This is a genomic window from Spirillospora sp. NPDC047418 (assembly GCF_040643275.1).
GTDB lineage: Bacteria > Actinomycetota > Actinomycetes > Streptosporangiales > Streptosporangiaceae > Spirillospora.
Map to the genome: position 1 here is coordinate 117,101 of NZ_JBEYTW010000009.1, position 24,648 is coordinate 141,748.

A 24,648-nucleotide genomic window follows, 5' to 3' on the forward strand; every position below is an offset into this window, starting at 1 on the left:
CCCGGCTACAGCCCGGGTCGCATCCAGCGCGGGTTGACCATGCCGGACTCGTAGGCGAGCACGACCAGTTGCGAGCGGTCGCGGACGCCCGCCTTCGCCATGACGCGGCTCACGTGCGACTTCACGGTGGCGGGGCTCAGCACCAGCCGGGCGGCGATCTCGTCGTTGCTCTGCCCGGCGGCGACGAGCAGCATGACCTCGCGCTCCCGCTCGGTCAGCGACCTCAGCCGGGGCCCCGGATCGGGGACCTCGACGCGCCCGGCGAACTCCCCGATGAGCCGCCGGGTGACCGACGGGGTGATCAGCGCGTCGCCGCGCGCCGCGACCCGGACGGCCTGGATCAGCTCGGCCGGCTCGGTGTCCTTCAGCAGGAAGCCGGTCGCGCCGGCGCGCAGCGCGCCGTACACGTACTCGTCCAGGTCGAACGTGGTGAGGATGACGACCCGGACGCCGTCGAGGCGCGGGTCGGCGGTGATCCGCCGGGCGGCTTCCAGGCCGTCCATCCGGGGCATCCGCACGTCGAGCAGCGCCACGTCCGGACGCAGCGCGCGGCAGGCGGCCACGGCCTGCTCGCCGTCGGCGGCCTCACCGGTGACCGTGATGTCGTCCTCGTCGTCGAGGATGGAGCGGAACCCGGCCCGGACCAGGCCCTGGTCGTCGGCCAGCAGGACCTCGATCATCGGCCGGACGCCCCGTTCCGGTAGGGCAGCCGCGCCCGGACGAGGAAGCCGCCGTCCGGCCCGGGGCCCGCGGTCAGCTCCCCGCCGAGCGCGCGGGCCCGCTGCCGCATGCCCCGCACGCCGCTGCCCCGCACGCCGTGACCGGGCGCGCCCGCGCCCTGCCCGGGGCCGTCGTCGGCCACCTCGATGCGCAGCTCGCCCGGCCCGTCCGCGGCGCCGGCGTCCTCGACGCTGACGGTGACCTGCGCGGCGGGGGCGTGCCGCGACACGTTCGTCAGCGACTCCTGGACGATCCGGTAGGCGGCGAGCCCGACCTCGGTCGGCGGATCGGCCGCGCCCGCGACACGGCTGTGCACCGTGAGCCCCGCCGACCGCGCGGACCCGATCAGCTCGGCGATCCCGTCCAGGCCGGGCGCGGGCGCGGTCGGCGCCTCCTCGTCGGCCTGCCGCAGGATCCCGAGCGTCGCGCGGAGGTCGCGCAGCGCCTCCCGGCTCGACTCCTTGATCGCGGCGAGCGCGGCCTCGCCCTGCGCCGGGTCCCGGTGGAAGCGGTGCAGCGACGTCCCCGCCTGGACGTTGATGAGCGACAGGTGGTGCCCGACGACGTCGTGCAGCTCGCGGGCGATGCGCAGCCGCTCCTCGCCGGCGGCGCGGCGCTCGGCCTCCCGCAGGTAGGCGAGGCGGCCGTGCCAGACCCGGCCGAGCGCGACCACGGCCACCACCCAGCCGGCCAGCATGAACAGGGCGACGGCGTTGACGTCGTCGTTCCCGGCCAGCGTCCCGGTGCCCGTCCCGATCACGGTCAGCGCAGCGAGGACGACGGCCGCCTGGAGCCTGCCGCACGCCGCGGTCATGTACAGCGCCACGATCAGCGCGATCATCAGCCCGCCGTCGTTGACGCTGACGACGTAGTACGCGCCGGTGGCGACGAGGGCGAGGGACGCGACGGCGACCGGGAACCGGCGGGAGAAGTACAGCGCCCCGCAGGCGAGGACGATCAGCGCCCAGCCGGCCGCCTTCCGCCCCGGCGACTCCTCGGCCGCGCCGATGAACGAGTTCAGGCTGCTGACGGCCACCACCAGGAGCACGCCGCCGGCCAGCGCCGCGTCCCGGAACCGGCCGTGCGGCACCGGCAGACCGCGGTGACCACCCATGCGACCAGCCTAGGCGGGCGATCCGCCCCGCACCGTCCGCCGCCGGTCGCGGCTCACGGCCGCGGGCCCGCAACTCCGGATGTATCCGGACGCCTCCGACCTGCGACCAGGGGATGATGCGCGGTGGACGTCGGCCCCGCACGAGAGGCCGGGCGCACTCCCGCCGGGCGCGGCGGGCGGGTCAGTCCTCGTAGGTGTGGACGAACCGGGCGAGGAGGCGGGCGAACTCGGCGCGCTCGGCGGGCGTCCAGCCGCCCATGGCCTTGGCGAAGTGCTCCTGGCGGGTGCGGCGGGTGGCCTCGACGACGCTGCGGCCGGCGTCGGTGAGTTCCAGGTGGATGCGGCGGCCGTCCTCCTGGGACGCGACGCGCCGGACATAGCCGGATTTGACCGCCTCGGCGACGATGCGGCTGCCGCGCGAGGCGTCCACACCGAGGCGGGCGGCGACCAGGCCGACGCTCATCTCCTCGCCGGGACGGTCGGGGCCTTCGTCGACGACGTCCACGACGTGCAGGACCTGCACGTCCACGGGGAGGTTGTGGTCCCGGATCGCGGCCTTGCCGAGCCGCTGCCGGGACATGCCGCGGCGCAGCCGGACCATGCTCCGCTCGACCGAGTCCAGTGCCTCCTCGCCCATGGCACTCAGTCTAGTGGGCTTGCGCAACTCATCTGTGTGCTCTTAGCATTTATCTGAGAAACGCATATGAATGTGAGGTGCACATGATCGGATCGACCGTGTCGATGGGCCGCCGCGAGCGGCTCTGGGTGTTCGGCGGGCTGATGCTCGCCGGGCTCATGTCCTCGCTGGACGCGACGGTGCTCGGCACCGCGCTGCCCACGATCGTCGGGGACCTCGGCGGCCTCGACCGGATCGCCTGGGTCTCGACGGCGTACGTGCTGGCCACCAGCGTCACCGTCCCGCTGTCGGGGCGCCTCGGCGACCTGTTCGGGCGCCGGCCGGTCCTGCTGACCGGGCTGATCGGGTTCCTGGCCGGGTCGGCGGCGTGCGGCGCGGCGCCGGGCATGGACTGGCTGATCGCGTTCCGCGTCGTGCAGGGCGCCGCCGCCGGCTGCCTGATGAGCTCGATGTTCGCGGTGACCGGGGACCTGTTCGAGCCCCGCGAGCGCGCCAAGTACCAGGGGTACTCCGCGCTGATCTTCGCGGTGTCCGGCATCGCCGGGCCGCTGGTCGGCGGGTTCCTCACCGACCACGCGTCGTGGCGGTGGGTGTTCTACCTCAACATGCCGCTCGGCATCGCGGCCACCGCGACGACCCTGCTGTTCCTGCGCCTGCCGGAGCCGGCCGGACGGTCCCGGATCGACTACCCCGGCATCGTCCTGCTCGGCGCGGCGGTCACCTGCTTCACGCTGTTCACCAGCTGGGCCGGGACGCGCTACGCGTGGGGCTCGCCGGTCGTCCTCGCGCTGGCGGCGGGCGCCGCGGCCCTGTTCGCGGTGTGGGTCCTCGCCGAGCGGAGGGCCGCCGAACCCGTCATCCCGCCCCGGCTGTTCCGCGACCGGTCGTTCGGCGTCGCCTGCGTCGTCGCGGCCGTCGGCGGCGCCACCGGGTTCGGGCTCGCGACGTACCTGCCGATGTTCTTCCAGGTCGTCGGGGGAGTGGACGCCACCAGGTCCGGCCTGCTGCTCCTGCCGATGATGGCCGCCCTGCTGGCCGCCTCCATGGGCGCCGGCCGCTACATCCACCGCACCGGCCGCTACCACCGGCTCCCGGCGGCGAGCATGGCGATCAGCCTGGCCGGCATCGCGCTGCTGGCCACGATGGACGCCGGTACCAGCCTGTTCACCGCCGGCTGCTTCATGGCGGTCCTCGGGTTCGGGGCGGGGCTGTCGCAGCAGGTCGTCGTGCTGATCGCGCAGAACGCCGCGCCGCAGCGGGACCTCGGCGCGGCGAGCTCCGGCGTGTTCGCGACCCGGATGCTCGGCACCGCCACCGGAATGGCCGTCTTCGGCGCGATCATGACGAACCGGTTCGCCGCGGAGGTCGTCCGGCGCGTCCCGGACGGGCGGGTCCCCGCGTTCGCCGACGCCGTCCGCCCGGAGGTCCTCGCCACCCTGCCCGGACCCGTGCGGGACGGCGTCGCCGCCGCCTTCGCGGACGCGTTCTCCGGCGTCTTCGTCGCCGCGCTGCCCGTCCTCGCGGCCGGCCTCGCGGCGGCGCTGCTGCTCCGGGACGTCCCGCTGGCGCCCCGGGGGACGCTAGCCGAGCGCTAGTCGCCGAGGGCGGCGTCGTGGACGAGCAGGGCGACCTGCACCCGGTTGTTCAGGTCGAGCTTCGCCAGCAGCCGCGACACGTACGCCTTCACGGTGGCGACGCTCAGCGACAGCTCCCGGCCGATCTCGCTGTTGGTCCGGCCCCGGCCGACGAGGGCGGCCACCGCGCGCTCCCCGTCGCTCAGCCGGGCCAGCAGCTCGCGGGCGCGGTCCCGGCGCGGGTCGCCGCCGCTCTCGGCGAGGTAGGCCATCATCTTGCGCAGCACCGCCGGGGACATCATCGGCTCGCCTGCCGCGACCTGCCGGATCGCGCGGATGATCTCCGGCGGCGGGGTGTGCTTCAGCAGGAAGCCGCTCGCGCCCGCCCGCATCGCTCGCAGGATGTGGTCGTCGGTGTCGAACGTCGTCAGGACGATGACCTCGGGCGGGTCGCGGCGGGAGCGCAGCAGCTCGGTCGCCGCGAGCCCGTCCAGCAGCGGCATCCGGATGTCCATCAGGACGACGTCGGGCCGGTGCCGGTTCACGGCGGCGACGACCTCGGCGCCGTCGGCGACGTCCGCGACCACCTCCAGGTCGCCGGCGTTCGCCAGCATCATCGACAGGCCGGCGCGCACCAGCGCGTCGTCGTCCACGATCAGCACGCGGACGGGAGGGGAGTCCATCCCGCCACCCTACGGGCCGCTCAGGGGCGGCGCAGGCGGCGGCCGCTGACCTCGTGCGCCGCCAGCCGGAACCACTCGTCGCGGTCGTCGCCCGGCCACGGCTCGACCTGGGCGACCCTCGCGACCTCCTCGTCCGACAGCGGATGCACGCCGCCGCGCAGCAGCACGCTCCACCCCATGCGGTCGGCCTCGTCGAACCGGTCCACCTGGAACGCCGCGCGGACCTCCCCGCCGACCACCGACGTCAGCAGGCTGCGGTTCATCCGGCCGGACGACGACGTCCGGAAGATCACGGCGTCGCCGTCGAGGGCGTAGTTCACCGGGATGACCGTCGGCCCCTCCCCGTCGTCGAACGCGACCCGGCCGACGGTGCCGCCGGAGACCAGGCGCAGGCACTCGGCGCGGTCGAGCTCTTCCAGGACGGGCCGGTCAGTGGAGTTCGCCATGCACCTCCCCCTTCCCGCCGCTCCCGGCGGCATGCGCGGCGCCGAGCGGCAGCCGGGCGCGCAGCCGGAACCGGCCGCCGGCGGTGCGGCCGTGCTCCAGCGTGCCGCCGAGCAGCGCGACCCGCTCGGCGAGGCCGACGAGCCCGGTGCCCGAGCCGGGCAGCGGCGCGGCGGGCGGGCCGGGCGGCAGCCGGTTGGCGATCTCGATGTCCAGGTCGGCGCCCGCGCGGACGACGACCCGCACGTCCGCGCCCGGCGCGTGCTTGCGCGCGTTCGTCAGCCCCTCCTGGACGATCCGGTAGGCGTGCCGCCCGACGCGGGCCGGGACGCGGCCGGGGTCGGGGACGTCCTCCTCCAGCGTGATCCGCCCGCCGGCCCGCCGCGACTCCAGCACCAGCGCCGCCACGTCCGCGAGCGTCGGCTGCGGCCGCTCCGGATCGGCGGCCGGCGCGCCGGCCCGCAGCACGCCGATCACCTCGCGCAGGTCCTCCATGGCCTCGTAGGCGCTCTGCCGGATGACCCCGGCGGCCTCGCGCTGGTCGGCGGGCGCGTCCGGGCGGAACTCCAGCGCCCCCGCGTGCACGGCCAGCAGCGAGATGCGGTGCGCGAGGACGTCGTGCATCTCCCGCGCGATCCGCTCGCGCTCCAGCAGCCGCGCCTCCTCGACCCGCAGCCGCTGCTCGGTCTCGGCGGCGCGGCCCCGCTCCTCCATCGACGCGATCAGCTGCCGCCGCGACCTGACCAGCATGCCCGCCGTGATCAGCACCGCGTACATCAGCACGAAGACGACGGTGCCCTGGCGGAACTGCTGCCAGGTGGAGGTGATCCAGAACAGCGCGACGATCAGCGCCATGTTCGCGGCCGCGACCGGCAGGAGGGCCCGCCAGGAACGCAGCATCGCCAGGGAGTACACGGCCACCGCGGCCGTGCCGAGCGCCGACGTCGCCGTCCACTGGGCGAACATCATCGTCACCGCGACGGCCACCGGATGGCGGCGCCGGAACAGCAGAAGGAAGACCAGCCAGACCGCGCCGATCGCGAGATCCCGCGGGACCACGATCGCCACGTCGGGAGGGGGGTCCTCCTTCGTCCCGAGCAGCAGCAGCACGCCGAGCGCGCCCGCGGCGGCGGTCAGGCCCAGGTCGCCGAGCCATGCGCGCCACGATCGCCGGAAGAGTTCCACGCGCCCCACGGTAGCCACACCGTCCGCCCAGGCCAGCGGCCGCAGGTAGGGGGGGCGCCGACTTTGGTCGACATGCCGGAGGGCCGCGCGGGGGCGGGCGTCAGGCGGGGCGGCCGATGCGCAGGCGCCAGAGCTCCGGGCCGGTCTCCTCGTACTCCCAGGTGAAGGCGCCGGGGTGGGCGGCCTCGAACTCGCGCCGCAGGTGCTTCGGGTCGTGGTTGTTGACCAGCGCGAACGACTCGCCGGGCGCCAGCCGGGAGAACCGTGCGAAGATGCGCGGATGCTTCTGCCCGCGCGGGATCTCGCGCACGTCGATGACGTCGGGCCGCTCCAGGCGCCCGCCGTCCAGCAGCGTCTGCAGGTCGGCGACCAGCAGGCCGAGGTCGGCGCCGGGCATCTCGGCCAGGGCCGGGAGCAGGACGGTCTCCTCCACGGTGAAGTGGACGGCGAGCACCGAGCCGATGTTGCGGGCGAACGCGGCCGGGTCGCCGGACGGGTCCAGGACGCCGATGCGCCGCTCGATCTCGGCCGCGGTGGTGCGCATCGCCCGGACCAGCAGCCGGGTCTCCGGGGAGCCCGCGGCCGGGGCGTACAGTGCCTCGTCGGCGGCGGCGAGGTGGCGGCGCAGCTCGCCGGCGCAGAATCCGGCCACGATGCCGGGCTCGTGGTCGGCCAGTGAGGCCAGCCGGTTGCGCAGCCGGTCGTGGATGTGGCGGACGACGGCCGCGGCGCGGACGGCGGGGTCGGTCTCGGTCGCCTGGATGAAGACGTCTGGCATGGTCACCCCTTTTCCTCTCCCTGTTCGCCTATTATTACATGTGGCACTGTTAGAAACGTGGCCGACCAGGAGGAGCTCCCGTGACCTACGTGATCGCCGAACCCTGCGTCGACGTCAAGGACCTCGCGTGCGTCGACGAGTGCCCGGTCGACTGCATCTACGAGGGCGAGCGCGCCCTCTACATCCATCCGGAGGAGTGCGTCGACTGCGGCGCCTGCGAGCCGGTGTGCCCCGTCGAGGCCATCTACTTCGAGGACGACCTTCCGGAGCGCTGGACGGCCTACACCCGGGCGAACGCCGAGTTCTTCGACGACCTCGGCTCGCCGGGCGGGGCGTCCAGGCTCGGCGCGCAGAGCCGCGACCATCCGCTGGTCGCGGCCCAGCCGCCGGCGGGGGAGGGATGAGCGGCATGTCCACCGAACACTCCCGCCGCCAGGAGGTCCTCGGCATCCTGCGCGACGCCGGCGGCCCGCTGGGCGTCGCCGAGGTCGCCGAGCGGCTCGGCGTCCACGCCAACACGGCCCGGTTCCATCTGGACGCGCTGACCGCCGAGGGCGCCGCCGAGCGGACCGCCGAGCGGCCGACCGGCCCCGGCCGGCCCCGCACCGTCTACACCCCGCGCGCCGGCATGGACCGCGGCGGCGCCCGCGGCTACCGGCTGCTCGCGCAGATCCTGCTCAGCCGGCTGGCCTCGGAGGGGCCCGCCGCCCGGGAGGGCGCCGCGCAGGCGGGCCGCGAGTGGGGCCGCTTCCTGGTCGACCGGCCGCCGCCGTTCCAGCGGCTCACCGGCGCGGAGGCGACCGAGCGGCTCACCGCCCTGCTGGACGACCTGGACTTCGCCCCCCGGCCCGACGGCGACCTCATCCGGCTGCGGCACTGCCCGTTCCTGGAGCTCGCCGAGGAGTACGGGCCGCTGGTGTGCGACGTCCACCTCGGCCTGATGCAGGGCGCGCTGAAGGAGCTGGACGCGCCGGTCGAGGCCGACCGGCTGGAGCCCTTCGCCGAACCCGGCGCCTGCCACGCGCACCTGCGGCGCGACTGACCTCCCCGGCCGCGCGGCTCAGCCGGCCTTGGCGACGGTGAGCAGGACCGCCGCGTCCTCCAGCGCCTCCAGGCTGTGCCGCGCGTCGGGGACGATCAGCAGGTCGCCCGATATCCCGTCCCAGTGGTTCTCCCCGGCCACCAGCCGGACCCGCCCGTGCAGGACGTAGATGGTCGCCTCGCCCGGGTTCTCGTGCTCCGACAGCGACGTGCCCGCCGTCAGGGCCACGAGCGTCTGGCGCAGGACGTGCTCATGCCCGCCGTAGACGGTGTCGGCGCTGCGCCCGGTGGAGCCGGCCGCCGCGCGCTTCAGATGGTCCCGTACCTGTGCGTCCAAGGAGAGCTTCTGCATGGCACCAAGTGTGCCCTTGATCGCCGGGAGCACACGGGCGGGGGTCACTTGAGCGGCTTGCCCGTCACCGCCTGGCCGGTGGCGCTGCCCGCCAGCCAGCCGTCCCACGACTTCGCCCACGGTGTGGGGCCGTTGCCGAACTGGAGCCTGCGCGACGTGCCGGTCACCTTGACGATGTCGCCCCGGTTGGTGAAGTCGAAGAACCACTTGGCGTCCGCGGGGGCGGCGTTCACGCAGCCGTGGCTGACGTTGTCGTTGCCCTGCGCGTCGGTCGACCACGGCGCCGAGTGGACGAACGTCCCGCTGTAGGTGAGGCGGACGTTCCACTTGGTCGGGATCCGGTACTCGCCGGGGTCGCCGGTGGTCGCGGAGTCCATGATGATGTCCTTCGCCTTCTCCTGGGCGATCATGGTTCCGCTGTAGCTGTCGTGGCCGGGCTTGCCGAGGCTGACCTTCATCGTCCGCACGGTCCTGCCGCCGTCGGTGACCGTCGCCCGGTGCTTCTTCGCGTCGATCGTGGTGATGTGCCGCGGTCCGACCGTGAAGCTCGCGCTGCGGTCCTTCACCCCGTAGACGCCGTCGCCGACCTTCAGCCCCGCCAGGTGCGCGACGACCTTCACCTTCTGCCCGGACGGCCAGTACTCGCGGGGCCGGAAGTCGACCTCCTTGTCGCTGATCCAGTACCAGGCGCCCTCGACCGGCTCGGACATGCGGACCTCGAGGGCCTTCTCGACCGCGATCTTCCCGGCCTTGGTGCCCACCGGCCGCGACAGCAGCAGCTGCACCGGCATGCCGACGCCGACGGTCTCGCCGTCCAGCGGCGACATGCCGGACGTCAGCTTCTTCGCCGGCTTCAGCGTCGTGAACGTGGAGGTCGCGGTGACCTCCTCGCCGCCCCCGCCGGTGCCCTTCGCGGTGACCGTGTACGTCGTGGACGGACGCAGCGTCCACGCCGACTTCCACGACTTCCCGTCGGCCGCCAGCGTGCCCTCGGCCTTGGCGCCCTTCTGGCCGTAGGTGAGGGTCACGCTGGTCAGCTTGCCGTTGTCCGCGGTGACGGTGACGGGCTTGTCGGGCGCCGCCTGCCGCGTCCCGGTGGCGGGCGTGATCGCCAGCTTCACCGCGTCCGCGGCCTTGGCCCCGCCGCCGTCGCCGCCCTTGCCGCCGCCGCCGGACGAGCAGCCCGCGACGGCCACCAGCACCGCCCCTGCGAGCGCCGCGCCCGCCGTCCCGGTCCGACCCTTGAGCACCTGAGAACTCCTCACGCTCGCCTGCTCGACCCGCACCGGCGGGTCATGCCCCGATCAAGGGGTGCACAAGATATTCACGTGCCCAGGTTATGCACGGTTCAGCACGAGGCATGCCGAACCGCGGATACTCTTCGGTCTCCTCTCAGCGGGGCAGCCGGGACGCGGCGGCGGTGTCCAGGAGGAACAGGGTGCGGTCCCGGCCCCGCGCGCCGGCGACCGGCGCCTTCTCCGGCTCCGTGCCCGCCGCCAGGCCCAGCCGGACGGCGTCCGCCTTCGACTCGCCGGCCGCCAGCACCCACACCTCCCGCGCCGCGCGCAGCGACGGGAACGTCAGCGAGATCCGGGTCGGCGGCGGCTTGGGGGAGTCGCGCACCGCCACCACCGGGCGCTCGTCGTGCAGCGCCGGCAGGCCCGGGAACAGCGACGCGACGTGCGCGTCCGGGCCCATGCCGAGCATCAGCACGTCGAACACCGGGACCGGGCCGCCCGCCGGGCCGGCGGCGGCGCGCAGCTCGGCGGCGTACCGCTCCGCCGCCGCCTCCGGGTCGTCGCCGTCCGGGCCGTCCGAGGGCGCCATCGGGTGCACCCGCGCCGGGTCGACCGGGACGTGGTCCAGCAGCGCCGCCCGCGCCCCCGTCTCGTTGCGCTCGGCGTCCCCGGCGGGGCGGAACCGCTCGTCGCCCCACCACAGGTCCAGCCGGCCCCAGTCGACCGCGTCGCGCGCGGCGGTGGCGGCGAGCGCGGCCAGCACGGCCGTACCGACGCCGCCGCCGGTCAGCACGACCGACGCCGAGCCGCGCGCCGCCTGCGCGTCGGCGATCCGGGTCACCAGCCGCGCGGCGGCGGCCGCGGCGAGCACGTCCTGGCCGCGGTGGACCAGGACCTCGGGGGCGCTCACGCGTCCCCCCGCCGCTCCTGCACGTGCTGCTCGGCGGCCTCGGTCGCCGCCGCCTCGGGGGTCGCCGACACCGGGTCGCCGGCGACGCCCGGCGCCGCCGTGCCGTGCGCGAGGTCCTTGGCGAACCGGCCGGCGGCGTCGCGGTAGACCTCGTCGGGGTCCAGCCGCCGCAGCTCCTCGGCCAGCAGCTCGGGCATCGGGCGGCGCAGCAGCGACACCTGCCGGTCGGGCTGGCCCGGCCGGCACAGCGTCGCGACCCGCCCGTCCGGGCGGTGGATCTGGATGTCGCCGCCGGTCGTGGTCAGCCGGACGCCGGTGAGGCCGGGCCCTTCCGACACGGTCCGCTGCATCGGCACGCCCAGCCGGATCGACAGCCACGCGGCCAGCAGCTCCGCGCTCGGGCTGTCCGGCTCGGCGGAGACCTCGCCGGACACGATCTCGTCGTGGTCCTGGTCGAGCGCGGCGGCCAGCAGCGACCGCCACGCGGTGAGCCGCGTCCAGGTGAAGTCGGTGTCGCCCGGCCGGTAGCCCCGCGCGAGCTGGGCGAGGGTGCCGAGCCGGTCGCGGGCCGCGTAGGCGTCGGTGACGCGGCGCTGCGCGAGCGCGCCGAGCGGGTCCTCGGCCGGCACCTTCGGCACCTTGCCGCCCGGCCACCACGTCACGACCGGCGTGTCCGGCATGAGCAGCGGGACGACGACGGAGTCGGCGTGCTCGGCGAGCGGCCCGTACATGCGCAGCAGCACCGTCTCGCCGGGGCCGGTCTCGCCCATCCGGATCTCGGCGTCCAGCCGGGACGAGCCGCCGCGCGGGTCGCGGGAGATGACGGTCAGCACCCGGCACGGGTGCTCGCGCGCCGCCTCGGTCGCGGCGCGGACCGCGTCGTACTGCGCCGACTCGTCGGTCACGATGATCAGGGTGAGCACCATGCCGACGGCCGGGCCGCCCATCAGGTGCCGGGACTGCGTCAGCGCGTCCTGGATCTTGCGGGTGGTGGTGCCGGTGAGATCGATGTTCATTTAGAGCCGCCTCCAGGTGCGCCCGTCCCGCGCCATCAGCTCGTCGGCGCTGGCGGGCCCGTAGCCGCCGGACTTGTACTGGTCGAGCCCGCTGCGGGACGCCCAGTACTCGGTGATCGGGTCGAGGATCTGCCAGGACAGCTCGACCTCCTCCTGCCGGGGGAACAGCGGGGGGTCGCCGATCAGCACGTCCAGCAGCAGCCGCTCGTAGGCCTCGGGGGAGGTCTCGGTGAACGACTCGCCGTAGGCGAAGTCCATGTTGACGTCGCGGATCTCCATCGAGGTGCCGGGCACCTTCGAGCCGAATCGGACGGTGATGCCCTCGTCCGGCTGGACCCGCATCACCAGGGCGTTCTGCCCGAGCTCCTCGGTGTCGGTCTCGGAGAACGGCAGGTGCGGCGCCTTCTGGAACACCATCGCGACCTCGGTCACGCGGCGGCTGAGCCGCTTGCCGGTGCGCAGGTAGAACGGGACGCCCGCCCAGCGCCGGTTCTGGATCTCCAGCTTGATCGCGGCGTAGGTCTCGGTGCGGGAGTCGGCCGGGATGCCGTCCTCCTCCAGGTAGCCCCGGACGTTCACGCCGCCCTGCCAGCCCGCCGCGTACTGCCCGCGCGCGGTGGCCTGGGCGATGTCGCCGGGCACCCGCACCGAGGCGAGGATCTTGGCCTTCTCGGCGCGGACGGCCTCGGCGCTGAACGAGGTGGGCTCCTCCATCGCCGTCAGCGCGAGCAGCTGCAGCAGGTGGTTCTGGGTGACGTCGCGGGCGGCGCCTATGCCGTCGTAGTAGCCGGCCCGGCCGCCGATCCCGATGTCCTCGGCCATCGTGATCTGCACGTGGTCGACGAACGAGCGGTTCCAGATCGGCTCGAACATCGTGTTGGCGAACCGCAGCGCCAGGATGTTCTGCACCGTCTCCTTGCCGAGGTAGTGGTCGATCCGGAAGATCGACTCCTCGGGGAAGACCCGGTGCACGGTGTCGTTCAGCTCCACCGCGGTCTTCAGGTCGCGGCCGAACGGCTTCTCGATCACGACCCGGCGCCAGGCGCCCTCCTTGCGGTCGGCCAGGCCGCTGCGCTGCAGCTGCTCGACGACCTGCGGGAAGAACTTCGGCGGGATCGACAGGTAGAAGGCGTAGTTGCCGCCGGTGCCGCGGCTCTCGTCCAGCTCCTTCACGGCCATCGACAGCGCGTCGAACGCGCCCGGGTCGGAGAACTCGCCGGGGACGAAGTGCATGCCCTCCGACAGGTGCGTCCACACGTCCTCGCGGAAGGGGGTGCGCGCGTGCGCCTTGACCGACTCGTAGGCGATCTGCCGGAAGTCCTCGTTCTCCCAGTCGCGGCGCGCGAAGCCCACCAGCGAGAAGCCCGGCGGCAGCAGCCCCCGGTTCGCCAGGTCGTAGATCGCCGGAAGCAGCTTCTTGCGGGACAGGTCGCCGGTGACTCCGAACAGCACGAGCACGCACGGCCCGGCCACCCGCGGCAGGCGCTTGTCCCGCGGATCGCGGAGCGGATTGGCTGGGTTGGTCACGTGGCCCCCTCTGGTCGAACTGCGCCTACTCGTCTTGCTCGGCCTACTCGTCTCACTGCTTCAAGCATCCTGCCCCAACTCGTCCCGCGGGCCGCAATCGCGGATCCGCGCGTCATCGCACGCCTCTGGCCGCATCGAGCAGCCGGGCGAGCCCCGCCCAGCGGTTCTGCAGGTGCAGCCGCACCACCGGGCGCCCCGCCGCGCGCGCGTCGCGGGCGTCCCCGAGCGCCCGCGCGAGCTGCAGCATGCCCAGCCGGTGGTGCCGTCCAGGGACCGGCACGTCGCGGACGACGTTCCCGGTCACCAACAGGTATACGCACCCGCCGGTTCGATCATTCCCGCCCGCGCGGGGCCGCGCGCCCCAGCCGGTGCGCACCGGCCGGCCGCAGCGCGCGGCGAGCAGCGCGGCCAGCCGCCGCACCTGCGCGCCCTGGCCGCGGGCCTCGTCCGGATCCAGGTAGGCGACGAGGTCCAGGTGCTCGTCCGGGCCGATCCCGGCGGTGAGCCCGTCCAGCAGCGCGGCCAGCCCGTCCGCGCCGGCCAGCGCGGGCACGGTCGTGTGCGCCTCGACGGCCCGGCCGTGGTCGCCGTCGGCGAACAGCGGCTCGCCGGCGCCGTCGTCCAGCGTCATCGGGGCGGAGCGGGCGGCGGGCGCCAGCGGATCCGCCTCCAGCAGGTAGGCCGCGACGGCGGCGGCGTACTCCCACACCACCAGCTGGGCGGCGAGCGGCCCGGTGACGGTGGCGTCGTCCTGGTGCGGGCGCCCGCCGAACGTCACCAGGAACAGGTCGCCGGCCGGCGCGAGGGGGAGGCCGCCGTCCTGGACGACCGGGACCAGCCGGCCGCCGGTCGCCTCCTCCAGCAGCGCCGCCGCCCAGCGCGCGATGCCCGGCATGCCCGCCGGACGGCCGCCGAGCACCACCGTCCGGCGCCCCGTGCGGGCGGCCCCGCCGAGGATCGCGCCGAGGACGAGGCCGGGGTTGTTCTCCGGCCGGGTCAGCGCCGGCAGCACGGCGGCCGCCTCGCCCAGCAGCGTCCGGACGTCGGCGCCGGCGAGGGCGGCGGGCACCAGCGCGTAGGGCGACAGCGCCCCGAACGCGGTCGCGGCCGGGGCCTCGACGAGCGGATGCCCCGCCTCGGCCGCGTGCTTGGCCGCCGCCGAGCGCGGCTCGGCGACCGCGACGATCCGGCGCGCGGCCTCGGCGGGGGACAGGCCGGCGTCCCCGAGCATCCCGGCCAGCACCCGGCGGAGCGTCTCGGTGCCCGGGTCGTCCCCGGCGGCCACGACCACGGTCCGGCCGAGCCGGTCCGGGTCGTCGCGCAGGCGCAGCAGCGGGCCGGGCTCCGGCCCGTCCAGCACGGTGAGCGGGACGCCGCCCGCGGCGGCGGTCAGCGCGGCGGCGCGGGCCGGGGGACCGCCGCCGAGCAGCACGACCTCCGTCAGCCCGCCGCCGCGGGCCCGCCCGCGCAGCTCCTCGGCACGGTCCAGGACGGCGCGGCCCGGGCCGGGCTGGCCGGGCCAGCACGGCGGCCCGCCCGCCGCCCCGGCGGCGGCCGACGGCCACAGCGAGGAGTCCTCGGAGGCGAGCCGGACCGGCACCTGGTCGATCCACAGCCGGCCGAGGACGCGCTCCGCGGCCTCCTTGAGCGGCCCGCGGGCCGTGATGGCCGTCTCCCCCGAGACGACGGCGGTGAAGCTCACGGCCTGCGCGCCCCCGCGACCGCCCGGACCGCCTCGGTCAGCCTGCCCGCGCCCTCGATCGGGTCGCGCAGGTGCAGCCGGATCACCGGCAGCCGCCGCTCGCGCAGCGCCCGCAGCTCGCCGAGGGCCCGCGCCAGCCGCAGCTGCGCCAGGCTGTAGGGGCGGCCGGGGACGGGGTGGGCGGCGAGCGCGTCGCCCGGCGCCGGGTCGCCGGTGATGATGAGGAACGCGCCGTTGCCGGGGCCGTCCTTGTGCACCGGGCCGGTCGCGTGCGGGTAGCCGGGCCCCGGCCCGTAGGCGACGGGGCGGCCGGACGCGCGCGACAGCGACGGCGCCAGGTACCGGCCGGAGAAGTCGCCCGACAGGTACGTCATCACCGACAGGTAGCCGTCGGCCGGGACCGAGGCGACCAGCCCGCCGAGGACGGTCACCAGCTCGGCGCCCGGCGGCCACGGGAAGTCGGCGTGCACCTCGATGCCGTCCTCGACGTACACGGGCCGCTCCTGCGTCAGCGAACCCGAGGACGCGGTGCGCAGCAGCGCCGCCGCGTCGTCCTCGGCCTCCTGCACGACGGTGCTGCCGGCCTCGAACGGGTTCACCCCGAGCAGCCACCCGGCGACCGCCGTCGCGTACTCCCACAGCAGGAACTGCGCGCCGAGCGGCGCCCACACCGAGGTGTCGGCGTCGTCCTGCCCCGCCGACTTCGGGTTGATGGACACGCCGTGCACGTCGGGGAACTCCCCGCGCCCGCCGGGCGGCTCGAACGCCAGCACGCCGCGGCCCCGCTTGCCGGTGCCGACCGCGAGGAGCTGGGAGATCCACGCGCTCAGCGCGCCCGGCCCGCCGGGCTCGCGCAGCAGCACCTTGTCGCGGGCGAGCCCGCCCGGCTCCTGCTGCGCGCAGCCGCCGATGACCGCGCCGAGCAGCAGCCCCGGGTTGTCCTCGTCCCTGGACAGCGACGGCACCAGCGACGCCGCCTCGTCCAGCAGCCGGTCGGCGTCCGCGCCCGCCAGCACCGCCGGGACGAGCCCGTAGGCCGACAGCGCGCCGTAGTGCCCCGGCAGGTAGGGGTCGGTCAGCCCGATCCGGTAGCCGCACTGCCGGGCGAAGTCGTGCAGCGGGCTGCCGTGGTCGGTGATGACCAGGAACCGGCCCGCGATCTCCCGCTCCGACAGGCCCCGCTCCCGGAACGCCTCGGCGAAGATCCGCCGGTAGGCGTCGCCCTCCAGCGACACGCCCGCCTTGCTGGCGAGGACGACCAGGGTGCGGTCGAGCCGCTCCATCGCGAACGCGAGCGCGGCGGTGTCGCCGCCGTCCAGCACGGTCAGCTCGCCGGTCGTCCGCTCGCCGCCCGCCCCGGTACCGGTACCGGCCGCGGCGCCCGGGCCGCCCGCGCCGGCCAGCGCGGGCGCGTGCGCCTCCATGATCGCCTGCGCGGCGAGGCTCTCCGCCCCGACCCCGATCAGCACGATGTGGTCGAGGCCCGAGTAGCGCGCCTCCGCGACCAGCCCGTTCACCTGGTTCAGCAGCCCCCGGGAGGCGAACGGCAGGTCGAGCCAGCCGAGCCGGCTGTGGTCCACCGCGCGCCGCCCCCACAGCCGCGGGTCCTTGGCGGCCAGCGCGCCGGGGACGCCGCAGCTCACGAGGTAGTCCCTCGCCCGCAGCGCCGAGTCCAGCACCTCACCGCGCGTCAATACGTCGAATCCGGACACCGTTCCCTCCCGGCCCCCATCGTTTCAGGAGAGAACGGGCATTCGCGACCATCTCCGTTGATCTTCTTTGGTCGCGTGCCGGATCCGCCCGGTCGCGGTGCGTCCGGACGGGCCGTCAGGCGAGCGCCGCGGCGAGCTGCGCCAGGCCCTCCGCGCGGTCGCGCAGGTGCAGCCGGACGGCCGGGCAGCCCAGCGCGCGCAGCACCCGCAGATCGCCGAACGCCTGCGCGAGCTGGAGTTCGCCCAGGCTGTAGGGCCGGCCCGGCACCGGCACGTCGCTCGTGACGGCGCCGGTGATCTGCAGGAACGCCCCGTTCAGCGGCCCGCCCTTGTGGTACTGCCCGGCCGTGTGCAGGTAGCGCGGCCCCCACCCGAACGTGACCGGCGCCGGATTCCTGCGCACCCCGGCGCCCCGCGCGGCCAGCAGCGGCCGCAGCCCGGCCGCCGCCGCGTCGCCGGAGCGGTCCAGGTAGGCGAGCACCGCGAGGTAGCCGCCGCCCGGGACGTCCGCGAGGACCGCCTCCAGCGCCTCGGTCAGCGTCCGCGCGCCGCGCAGCGCCTCCTCCCGGGCGTGCACCTCGACGGCGCCCTCGACCAGCTCCGGGGGCCGCCGTACCACCGTCGGCGCGGTGCCCTCCTCCGACCGCAGCAGCGCGGCCGTGCTCGCCCGCGACTGCTCGGTGTCGGGCTCGTCGAACGGGTTCACGCCGATCACCCGGGCCGCCACGGCGGCCGCGTACTCCCACAGCAGGAACTGCGCGCCGAGCGGGCCGGCGACGCTCGCCCCCGCCTCGCGGCCGGGGCCCGGCTCGTCCGGGCGGCGGCCGAGGATGACCCGCCGCAGGTCGCCGGCCAGCTCGAAGCCCGGCGCGTCGACGCTCTCCACCACGACCGGCAGCAGGCCCTTGCCGTCCTTGCCGAGCGAACCGGCGACCAGCTGCTCCGCCCACCGGTCCAGGCCGGCGAGGCCCGAGCCGTGGTCGGCGATCACCAGCTTGTCGCGGACGCCGAGCGCCGAGGAGCCGAGCGCGGCGCCGAGCGCCAGCGCCGGGTTGTCATAGGGCTGCCGCAGCGCCGCGGACAGGCCGGACGCCTCGTCCAGCAGGCCCCCCACGTCCAAACCGGCGAGCGCCGCCGGCACCAGCGAGCGGGCGCCGAGCGCGCCGAACCGGCCGTCGACGTCGGGTTCGGCCGGGACGAGATGATGGCCGACGTCCGCGGCGGCGCGCGCGAGGTCCGACCCCTCCTCGGCGACCGCGACGAACCGGCGCGCCAGCTCGGCGCCGCCCAGCCCGGCCGCGGAGAACGCGCGCCCGAACACCCGGCGCAGCGCCTCCGCCTCGATGCTCTCGCCCACCACGACGACGAGCGTCCGGGCCAGGTCGCCGGCCAGGACGCCCGACACCTCGTGCGGGTCGGTGGTGTCCAGGACGGTCAGCTCGGCGGCCGCCGTCCGGCACATCGCCTCGGCGGCCAGGGCCGCGCCCCCCGACGCCGCCAGCACGATCCGGTCGAGGCCGGCGTCGCGCGCCTCGCCCAGCGGGCCGGCGAGCCGGTCCGGCAGCGACCGCGAGGTCTCCGGCAGGTCCAGCCAGCCGAGCCGGCGGGCGGCGAGCGGGACCGCGTCCGGCCCCCACAGCTTGGCGCTGCGGGACGCGAGCGAGCCCGGCACGCCGTCGGAGACGAGACGGTCCAGGACCGTCTCGCCCTCGTCGACGACGGCGCCGCGGATGGTGACCGAGATCCCCCCGGCGGTCACCACCGAGGTCACGCGCCGGCCGCCTTGGCCTCCAGCTCGCCGGTGATGGAGTCGAGCATGCCCTGCCAGGAGGCCGCGAACTTCTCCACGCCCTCGTCCTCCAGGACACGCACGACGTCGTCGTAGTCGACGCCGGCGTCCTTGAGCGCCGCCATGTGCGCGCGGGCGTCGTCGTAGGTGGCGCGGACGGTGTCGCCGCGGACCTGGCCGTGGTCGGCCTCGGCCACCAGCGTCGCCTCCGGCATCGTGTTCACGGTGCCCGGCGCGACCAGCTCGTCCACGTACAGCGTGTCGCTGAGGTTCGGGTCCTTCACCCCGGTCGAGGCCCACAGCGGCCGCTGGGGACGGGCCCCGGCGTCCTTCAGCGCCTTCCACCGGTCGGTGCCGAACTTCTCCTCGTACAGCGCGTACGCGAGCCGGGCGTTGGCGAGCCCCGCCTTGGAGCGCAGCTTCTTCGCCGCGTCCGAGCCGATCTTGTCGAGCCGCTTGTCGATCTCGGTGTCGACCCGGCTGACGAAGAACGACGCCACCGAGGCCATCTTCGACAGGTCGTGGCCGTTCTCGCGGGCCTGCTCCATGCCGGCGAAGAACGCGTCGACGACCTCGCCGTACCGCTCCAGCGAGAAGATCAGCGTCACGTTCACGCTGATGCCCGCGGCCAGCGTCTCGGTGATCGCGGGCAGGCCCTCCCGGGTCGCCGGGATCTTGATGAACAGGTTGGGCCGGTCCACCAGCCACCACAGCATCCGCGCCTCGGCGGCCGTCTTGGCGGTGTCCTTGGCCAGCCGCGGGTCGACCTCGATCGACACGCGGCCGTCCACGCCGCCGGTCCGGTCGTAGACCGGGCGCAGCACGTCGCAGCCCCACCGGATGTCGTGGGTGGTGATCGCGCGGGACGCCTCCTCGACGTCCACGCCGAGCAGGGCCAGGTCGCGGACCTGGTCGTCGTAGGCGTTCCCCTTGCTCAGCGCCTTCGCGAAGATCGTCGGGTTGGACGTGACGCCGACGACGTGCTTGTCCTTGACGAGCTCCGCCAGGTTGCCCGTCCGCAGCCGATCCCGGCTGATGTCGTCCAGCCAGATCGACACGCCCTCGTCCGAGAGCTCCTTCAGAATGTCGCTCATCGCTCTTCTCCTCGTCATCGTGTCAGCCGGATCCGGGGGCGGGACGGCGGCGGGGCCCGGCCGCGGGCGGCGGCGGGCCCCGCCGGTCCCCTAGTTGCCGGTGGTCTCGCCGCGCCCGGCGCCGTGCACGCCGGCCTTGATCAGGCTCGCCTTGGCCGCCGCGACGACCCGCTCGGAGGTGATCCCGAACTGCAGGAACAGCGTCTTGTAGTCGGCGGACGCGCCGAAGTGCTCCAGGCTCACCGACTCGCCGTCGTCGCCGACGTAGCCCCGCCAGCCGAGCGCGATGCCCGCCTCGACCGACACGCGGGCCTTCACCCCGGGCGGCAGGACCTCCTGCCGGTAGGCGTCGGTCTGCTCCTCGAACCACTCCACGCACGGCATCGACACGACCCGGGTCGGGGTGCCCTCGGCCTGCAGCGCCGTGCGGGCCTCCAGCGCGAGCTGGACCTCGCTGCCGGTCGCGATGAGGATCACCTCGGGCTGCCCGCCGTCGGCGTCGGCCAGCACGTAGCCGCCCTTGGCAGTGCCCTCCGCGGACGCGATCTCGCCGCCGCGCTCCAGCGTCGGCAGCTTCTGCCGGGTCAGCGCGAGGCCCGCCGGACGGTCGGTGTGCCGCAGCACGGTCCGCCACGCGACCGCCGTCTCGTTGGCGTCCCCCGGCCGGACGACGTCCAGGCCGGGGATCGCCCGCAGCGCCCACAGGTGCTCCACGGGCTGGTGCGTCGGGCCGTCCTCGCCGAGCCCGATCGAGTCGTGCGTCCACACGAAGGTGACCGGCAGCCGCATCAGCGCCGCCAGCCGGACCGCCGGGCGCATGTAGTCGCTGAAGATCAGGAACGTGCCGCCGTAGGGCCGGGTGCCGCCGTGCAGCGCGATGCCGTTGCAGATCGCGCCCATCGCGTGCTCGCGGACGCCGAAGTGCAGCGTGCGGCCGTACCGCCCGCCGGGGAACTCCTTGGTCTGGAACTCCTCGGGGATGAAGGACGGCTCGCCCTTCATCGTCGTGTTGTTGCTGTCGGCGAGGTCGGCCGAGCCGCCCCACAGCTCCGGCAGCACCGGCGCCAGCGACGCCAGGACCTCCCCGGACGCGGCGCGGGTCGCGATGTCCTTGCCGGCCTCGAACGCGGGGAGCGCCTCGTCCCAGCCGGGCGGCAGCGCGCGCTCGGAGATCCGGTCGTACTCGGCGGCCCGGTCGGGGTTCGCCGACCGCCACGCGTCGAACACCCCGTTCCACGCGGCGTGGTCGGCGCGGCCCCGCGCGGACACCTCGCGGGCGTGCGCCAGCACGTCCTCGGGGACCTGGAAGGTCTCGGCCGGGTCCATGCCGAGGATCCGCTTGGTCGCGGCGACCTCGTCGGCGCCGAGCGCCGAACCGTGGATCTTGCCGGTGTTCTTCTTGTTCGGCGCCGGCCACCCGATGATCGTGCGCAGCGCGATGAACGACGGGCGGGCCGTCTCCGCTTTGGCCGCGTCGAACGCCGCCGCGAGCGCGGCCACGTTCTCCTCGTAGTCGCCGTTCTCGGTCCAGTCGACGTGGTGGACGTCCCAGCCGTACGCCGCGTAGCGGGCCCGCACGTCCTCCGACATCGCGATCGCGGTGTCGTCCTCGATGGAGATCTTGTTGTCGTCGTAGAGCAGCACCAGGTTGCCGAGCCGCTGGTGGGCCGCCAGCGCGCTCGCCTCGTGGCTGATGCCCTCCTCGACGTCGCCGTCGGAGGCGAACGCCCAGATCATGTGGTCGAAGGGGGACTCGCCCTGCGGCGCGTCGGGGTCGAACAGGCCGCGCTCGCGGCGGGCCGCCATCGCCATCCCGACCGCGTTGGCGATGCCCTGCCCGAGCGGCCCGGTGGTCGTCTCCACCCCGGCGGTGTGCCCGTGCTCGGGGTGGCCGGGGGTGAGGCTGCCCCACTTGCGCAGCGCCTTCAGGTCGTCCAGCGTCATCGGGTAGCCCGACAGGTACAGCTGGATGTACAGGGTCAGGCTGGAGTGCCCGCAGGAGAGCACGAACCTGTCCCGCCCGGCCCAGTGCGGGTCCGTCGGGTCGTGCCGGAGGTAGCGCTGGAAGAGAAGGTAGGCGGCGGGCGCGAGGCTCATCGCCGTACCGGGGTGACCGGAGCCCGCCTCCTCGACCGCGTCCATGGCGAGGGCGCGGATCACGTCCACCGCGCGCCGGTCCGTCTCGGACCACTCAAACGTGCTGTTGTCCCTGCTCACGGAACGCCAGGCTCCTCTCGAACCGGTGTTTCAAGTCCACTCTGTAAGGTTGTGCGCCACAGCTTCCCCTGCCCCGTGCCGCCGCCCGGTCCGCGGCGGGCGAAGATCATGCCGCGCCCCTGGCGAGCCTATCGCGCGGGAGGGCCGCCGCAGTCCGGGCCGCACAATGCTGCTCGATGCCGCACGGGGCCGCCCGGGGCCGTGCGGGTGCCGTCCGGAGGGGCCGCGCACCGGGGGAGCGGCGCCCGCGGCACCTCCCTGCACCCTTGCCCGGACGCCTCGCGCGCTAACCCCCCGCACGGGTGATCCGGCGGGTGAACCGGGGACGCGCCCGCCCGGCCCGGCGGTCACCGTGCGGCGCGTCCGGTGACCCGGTGCACGACCCCCCGAGGGGTCGGACTACAGTGATTGCGCGGCTGACGGCAAGCGGTCGCGGCAACAACACCAAGCCGAAGTCGCATCAACCCGAGGCCGGCCCGGAACGCGGGGGCACCGCCGAGGTGGACCGATTTCTCATCCCTAGTTGGACGTGGACCCGATTGTGACGGTGCTCAGTAACAAGCGCGGGGTCGAGCTCGACGAGCGGGAGCCGCGGGCGCTCGCTCCGGCCCTCGTGCCGGACCCCGCCGAAAGTGCCGCCCCCCGGACGGTGGGCACGAGACTGCGCGCCTATGTGGCGCTCACGAAGCCGCGCGTCATCGAGCTGCTGCTGATCACCACCATCCCGGTGATGTTCCTGGCCGCCGACGGCGTCCCGCCGCTGTCCACCGTGCTGCTCACGCTGGCGTTCGGGACGATGTCCGCCGGATCCGCCAACGCGATCAACTGCTACATCGACCGCGACATCGACGCCAAGATGCGCCGCACCCGGCGCCGCCCGCTGGCCCGCCACCAGGTCACCCCGGCCCGCGCCCTGATCTTCGGGGTCACGCTCGCCGTGCTGTCCACGGCCGGGTTCCTGCTGGCGGTCAACCCGGTCGCCGCGGCCGGGTCGGTGTTCGCGATCCTGTTCTACGTCCTGGTGTACTCGCTGCTGCTCAAGCGGCGCACCTCCCAGAACGTCGTCTGGGGCGGCATCGCCGGGTGCATGCCCGTCCTCATCGGCTGGGCCGCGATCACCGGGTCCGTCGCCTGGACGCCGCTGGTGCTGTTCATGGTGGTGTTCCTGTGGACTCCGCCGCACACCTGGACGCTCGCGATGCGGTACCGCGAGGACTACGCCGTCGCCAAGGTCCCGATGCTGCCGGTCGTCGCGTCCGAGCGCCGCGTCGTCACCGAGAGCCTCGCCTACACCTACGCCACCGTCGCGGCGTCGCTGGCGCTGTGGCCGGTCGCCGGGATGAGCCCGGTGTACGGGGCCGTCGCGGTCGTGCTCGGCCTGGTGTTCCTCGCCGAGGGGCACCGGCTGCTGAAGGCGGTGCTCGCCGGGGTGACCGGAGTCCACCTGCGGCCGATGCGGTTCTTCCACCTCTCCAACGTGTACCTGGCGCTGCTGTTCACCGCCGTGGCGATCGACCCGCTCCTGCACTGAGCCGACGCCGCACTGAGCCGACGCCGCACTGAGCCGACGCCGCACTGAGCCGGCGCGGCCGGGCGGTCACCGTCGGTGACGCTCCGGCCCGGCGCCGGGCCCGGCTTCCGTTACGCTCACGTCATGGCGCGCATGGATCCGAAAGCGGTGCTCGAAGGCCGGGTGCCCGGCAGGCCCCCGGTCGGCCTCATCGTCGGCATGACCGTGTCCGGGCTGTGCATCCTCGTCGCGTTCGGCGCGGACGCCGCGTTCGGCGGGGCGGGCTTCTGGGTCGGGGTGCTGCTCGCCATCCTGCCGATCCCGGTTCTGGTCGCGCTCGCCCTCACGCTGGACCGGCTGGAGCCGGAACCGCCGCGCGCCCTGGCGTTCTCGTTCATGTGGGGGGCGGGCATCGCCGTGCTCGGCGCGCTCGTCCTCAACACCGCCGGGCTGCTCTACGTGACCGTGCCGATCTTCGGGGAGACCGAGGGCCACTTCGTCAGCGCCACGTTCGGCGCGCCGATCATCGAGGAGACGCTGAAGGGCGCCGTCCTGTTCGGCCTGCTGTGGTTCCGCCGCAACGAGATCGACGGCTTCGCCGACGGGATCATCTACGCCGCGATGGTCGGCCTCGGCTTCGCCATGATGGAGAACATCACCTACTACATGCGGGCGTTCGAGGACGGCGGCGCCCAGCAGCTCCAGGCGGTGTTCATCCTGCGCGGGCTCATCGCGCCGCTCAGCCACCCCTTGTTCACGTCCATGACCGGGCTCGGCGTCGCCTACGCCGCCACGCACCGGCGCGGCCAGGTCGTCGCGCCGCTCGCCGGGCTGCTCGGCGCGATGATCCTGCACGGGCTGTGGAACGGCTCGGCGGGCGCGTTCGGGCTCGCCGGCCTCGGCATCGTCTACCTGCTGGACTTCTGCGTCCTGGTCGCGCTGATCGTGATCGTCTTCGTCGAGCGGCGCGGCACCGTCCGCCGCATCGAGAGCTACCTGCCGATGTACGCCGGGACGGGCCTGGTGACGCCGCAGGACGTGCGGATGCTGCGCTCCATCCCGTCCCGCCGCGCCGCCCGCCGCTGGGCCAGGTCGGTCGGCGGCCCGCCCGCCGGCCGCGCCATGACCGACTACCAGCTCGCCGCGACGGAGCTGGCGCTGCTGCACAAGCGCGCCGACCGGGGGGTGGCCGAGCAGCGCTGGTTCGTCACCCGCCGCGACTCGCTGCTGGAGCTGATGTCGCTCGCCCGGCAGGCGTTCCTGCGCACGCCGCCGCGCCGCGGGGTGACCTGGCCGGCCGGCCCGCCGTGGGCGGGGCAGGGGCCGTCCGGTTTCCTGCCGCCGCGGCCGCCCGGCCCTTACGGCACGTAACCGGGGGTCGGGTCGAGGGCACGGGCACCCGGCC

At 74.8% G+C, this 24,648-nt stretch carries 22 protein-coding genes; 5 read left to right on the forward strand and 17 right to left on the reverse strand.

All coding sequences use genetic code 11. The features are described 5' to 3' along the window. Positions 1 to 5: 5 nt before the first annotated feature. The 3 genes from ABZ806_RS08155 to ABZ806_RS08165 form a co-directional block, all read right to left on the reverse strand. A complete protein-coding gene (locus tag ABZ806_RS08155) occupies positions 6 to 680 on the reverse strand; it encodes a response regulator (RefSeq protein WP_500216139.1) in 675 nt (224 codons plus the stop codon). Next, positions 677 to 1,834 (reverse strand): sensor histidine kinase, encoded by a 1,158-nt coding sequence (locus ABZ806_RS08160; protein WP_500216140.1) that lies wholly within the window; start codon positions 1,832 to 1,834, stop codon positions 677 to 679. The genes ABZ806_RS08155 and ABZ806_RS08160 overlap by 4 nt, the downstream gene beginning before the upstream one ends. Positions 1,835 to 2,015: 181 nt before the next feature. Further along, the gene (locus ABZ806_RS08165; RefSeq protein WP_500216141.1) at positions 2,016 to 2,471 is read right to left on the reverse strand and encodes a MarR family winged helix-turn-helix transcriptional regulator; all 456 of its coding nucleotides are present in this window, start codon (positions 2,469 to 2,471) and stop codon (positions 2,016 to 2,018) included. Between the two features lie 83 nt (positions 2,472 to 2,554). On the opposite strand from ABZ806_RS08165, the gene ABZ806_RS08170 reads away from it, so the two are divergent. Next, positions 2,555 to 4,066 (forward strand): MDR family MFS transporter, encoded by a 1,512-nt coding sequence (locus ABZ806_RS08170; protein WP_500216142.1) that lies wholly within the window; start codon positions 2,555 to 2,557, stop codon positions 4,064 to 4,066. Here ABZ806_RS08170 and ABZ806_RS08175 read toward each other — a convergent pair. From ABZ806_RS08175 to ABZ806_RS08190, 4 genes are all read right to left on the reverse strand, one after another. Beyond that, entirely contained in the window at positions 4,063 to 4,728 is a 666-nt protein-coding gene (locus ABZ806_RS08175; RefSeq protein WP_500216143.1) for a response regulator transcription factor, read from the reverse strand. The genes ABZ806_RS08170 and ABZ806_RS08175 overlap by 4 nt on opposite strands. 20 nt (positions 4,729 to 4,748) lie before the next feature. Beyond that, positions 4,749 to 5,174 (reverse strand): pyridoxamine 5'-phosphate oxidase family protein, encoded by a 426-nt coding sequence (locus ABZ806_RS08180; RefSeq protein WP_500216144.1) that lies wholly within the window; start codon positions 5,172 to 5,174, stop codon positions 4,749 to 4,751. After that, positions 5,158 to 6,357 carry a sensor histidine kinase gene (locus tag ABZ806_RS08185; RefSeq protein ID WP_500216145.1) on the reverse strand — a complete coding sequence of 400 codons (1,200 nt, stop codon included), beginning with the start codon at positions 6,355 to 6,357 and terminating at the stop codon, positions 5,158 to 5,160. Before ABZ806_RS08185 ends, ABZ806_RS08180 begins: the two co-directional genes overlap by 17 nt. 100 nt (positions 6,358 to 6,457) lie before the next feature. Further along, the gene (locus tag ABZ806_RS08190) at positions 6,458 to 7,135 is read right to left on the reverse strand and encodes a DUF2249 domain-containing protein (protein WP_500216188.1); all 678 of its coding nucleotides are present in this window, start codon (positions 7,133 to 7,135) and stop codon (positions 6,458 to 6,460) included. 80 nt (positions 7,136 to 7,215) lie between these two features. On the opposite strand from ABZ806_RS08190, the gene fdxA reads away from it, so the two are divergent. Further along, positions 7,216 to 7,539: a ferredoxin gene (gene fdxA, locus ABZ806_RS08195; RefSeq protein WP_500216146.1), complete on the forward strand. Its 324-nt coding sequence runs from the start codon at positions 7,216 to 7,218 to the stop codon at positions 7,537 to 7,539. A gap of 5 nt (positions 7,540 to 7,544) precedes the next feature. Continuing rightward, a complete protein-coding gene (locus ABZ806_RS08200) occupies positions 7,545 to 8,177 on the forward strand; it encodes a helix-turn-helix transcriptional regulator (protein ID WP_500216147.1) in 633 nt (210 codons plus the stop codon). 18 nt (positions 8,178 to 8,195) lie between these two features. On the opposite strand, the gene ABZ806_RS08205 is transcribed toward ABZ806_RS08200, so the two are convergent. From ABZ806_RS08205 to tkt, 10 genes are all read right to left on the reverse strand, one after another. Beyond that, positions 8,196 to 8,528 carry a cupin domain-containing protein gene (locus ABZ806_RS08205; protein ID WP_500216148.1) on the reverse strand — a complete coding sequence of 111 codons (333 nt, stop codon included), beginning with the start codon at positions 8,526 to 8,528 and terminating at the stop codon, positions 8,196 to 8,198. 44 nt (positions 8,529 to 8,572) lie between these two features. After that, positions 8,573 to 9,778, reverse strand: a complete 1,206-nt coding sequence (locus ABZ806_RS08210; protein ID WP_500216149.1) for a L,D-transpeptidase — start codon at positions 9,776 to 9,778, stop codon at positions 8,573 to 8,575. A 142-nt stretch (positions 9,779 to 9,920) separates the two neighbouring features. Beyond that, complete coding sequence (gene pgl / locus ABZ806_RS08215; protein ID WP_500216150.1) at positions 9,921 to 10,676, reverse strand: 6-phosphogluconolactonase; 756 nt, start codon at positions 10,674 to 10,676, stop codon at positions 9,921 to 9,923. Then, a complete protein-coding gene (locus ABZ806_RS08220) occupies positions 10,673 to 11,692 on the reverse strand; it encodes a glucose-6-phosphate dehydrogenase assembly protein OpcA (protein ID WP_500216151.1) in 1,020 nt (339 codons plus the stop codon). The genes pgl and ABZ806_RS08220 overlap by 4 nt, the downstream gene beginning before the upstream one ends. Then, the gene (gene zwf, locus ABZ806_RS08225) at positions 11,693 to 13,219 is read right to left on the reverse strand and encodes a glucose-6-phosphate dehydrogenase (RefSeq protein WP_500216152.1); all 1,527 of its coding nucleotides are present in this window, start codon (positions 13,217 to 13,219) and stop codon (positions 11,693 to 11,695) included. A gap of 112 nt (positions 13,220 to 13,331) precedes the next feature. Further along, complete coding sequence (locus tag ABZ806_RS08230) at positions 13,332 to 14,921, reverse strand: glucose-6-phosphate isomerase (protein WP_500216153.1); 1,590 nt, start codon at positions 14,919 to 14,921, stop codon at positions 13,332 to 13,334. Then, entirely contained in the window at positions 14,918 to 16,633 is a 1,716-nt protein-coding gene (locus ABZ806_RS08235) for a phosphoheptose isomerase (protein WP_500216154.1), read from the reverse strand. Before ABZ806_RS08235 ends, ABZ806_RS08230 begins: the two co-directional genes overlap by 4 nt. 115 nt (positions 16,634 to 16,748) lie before the next feature. Then, the gene (locus tag ABZ806_RS08240) at positions 16,749 to 18,404 is read right to left on the reverse strand and encodes a glucose-6-phosphate isomerase (protein ID WP_500216155.1); all 1,656 of its coding nucleotides are present in this window, start codon (positions 18,402 to 18,404) and stop codon (positions 16,749 to 16,751) included. Beyond that, positions 18,401 to 19,516, reverse strand: a complete 1,116-nt coding sequence (gene tal, locus ABZ806_RS08245) for a transaldolase (protein ID WP_500216156.1) — start codon at positions 19,514 to 19,516, stop codon at positions 18,401 to 18,403. Before tal ends, ABZ806_RS08240 begins: the two co-directional genes overlap by 4 nt. A gap of 90 nt (positions 19,517 to 19,606) precedes the next feature. After that, positions 19,607 to 21,733 (reverse strand): transketolase, encoded by a 2,127-nt coding sequence (gene tkt / locus ABZ806_RS08250; protein ID WP_500216157.1) that lies wholly within the window; start codon positions 21,731 to 21,733, stop codon positions 19,607 to 19,609. A 541-nt stretch (positions 21,734 to 22,274) separates the two neighbouring features. Here tkt and ABZ806_RS08255 point away from each other — a divergent pair. Both ABZ806_RS08255 and ABZ806_RS08260 read left to right on the forward strand, forming a co-directional pair. Further along, positions 22,275 to 23,264 carry a heme o synthase gene (locus ABZ806_RS08255; RefSeq protein WP_500216158.1) on the forward strand — a complete coding sequence of 330 codons (990 nt, stop codon included), beginning with the start codon at positions 22,275 to 22,277 and terminating at the stop codon, positions 23,262 to 23,264. A gap of 123 nt (positions 23,265 to 23,387) precedes the next feature. Then, the gene (locus ABZ806_RS08260) at positions 23,388 to 24,614 is read left to right on the forward strand and encodes a PrsW family intramembrane metalloprotease (protein WP_500216159.1); all 1,227 of its coding nucleotides are present in this window, start codon (positions 23,388 to 23,390) and stop codon (positions 24,612 to 24,614) included. The last annotated feature ends 34 nt before the right edge of the window (positions 24,615 to 24,648 follow it).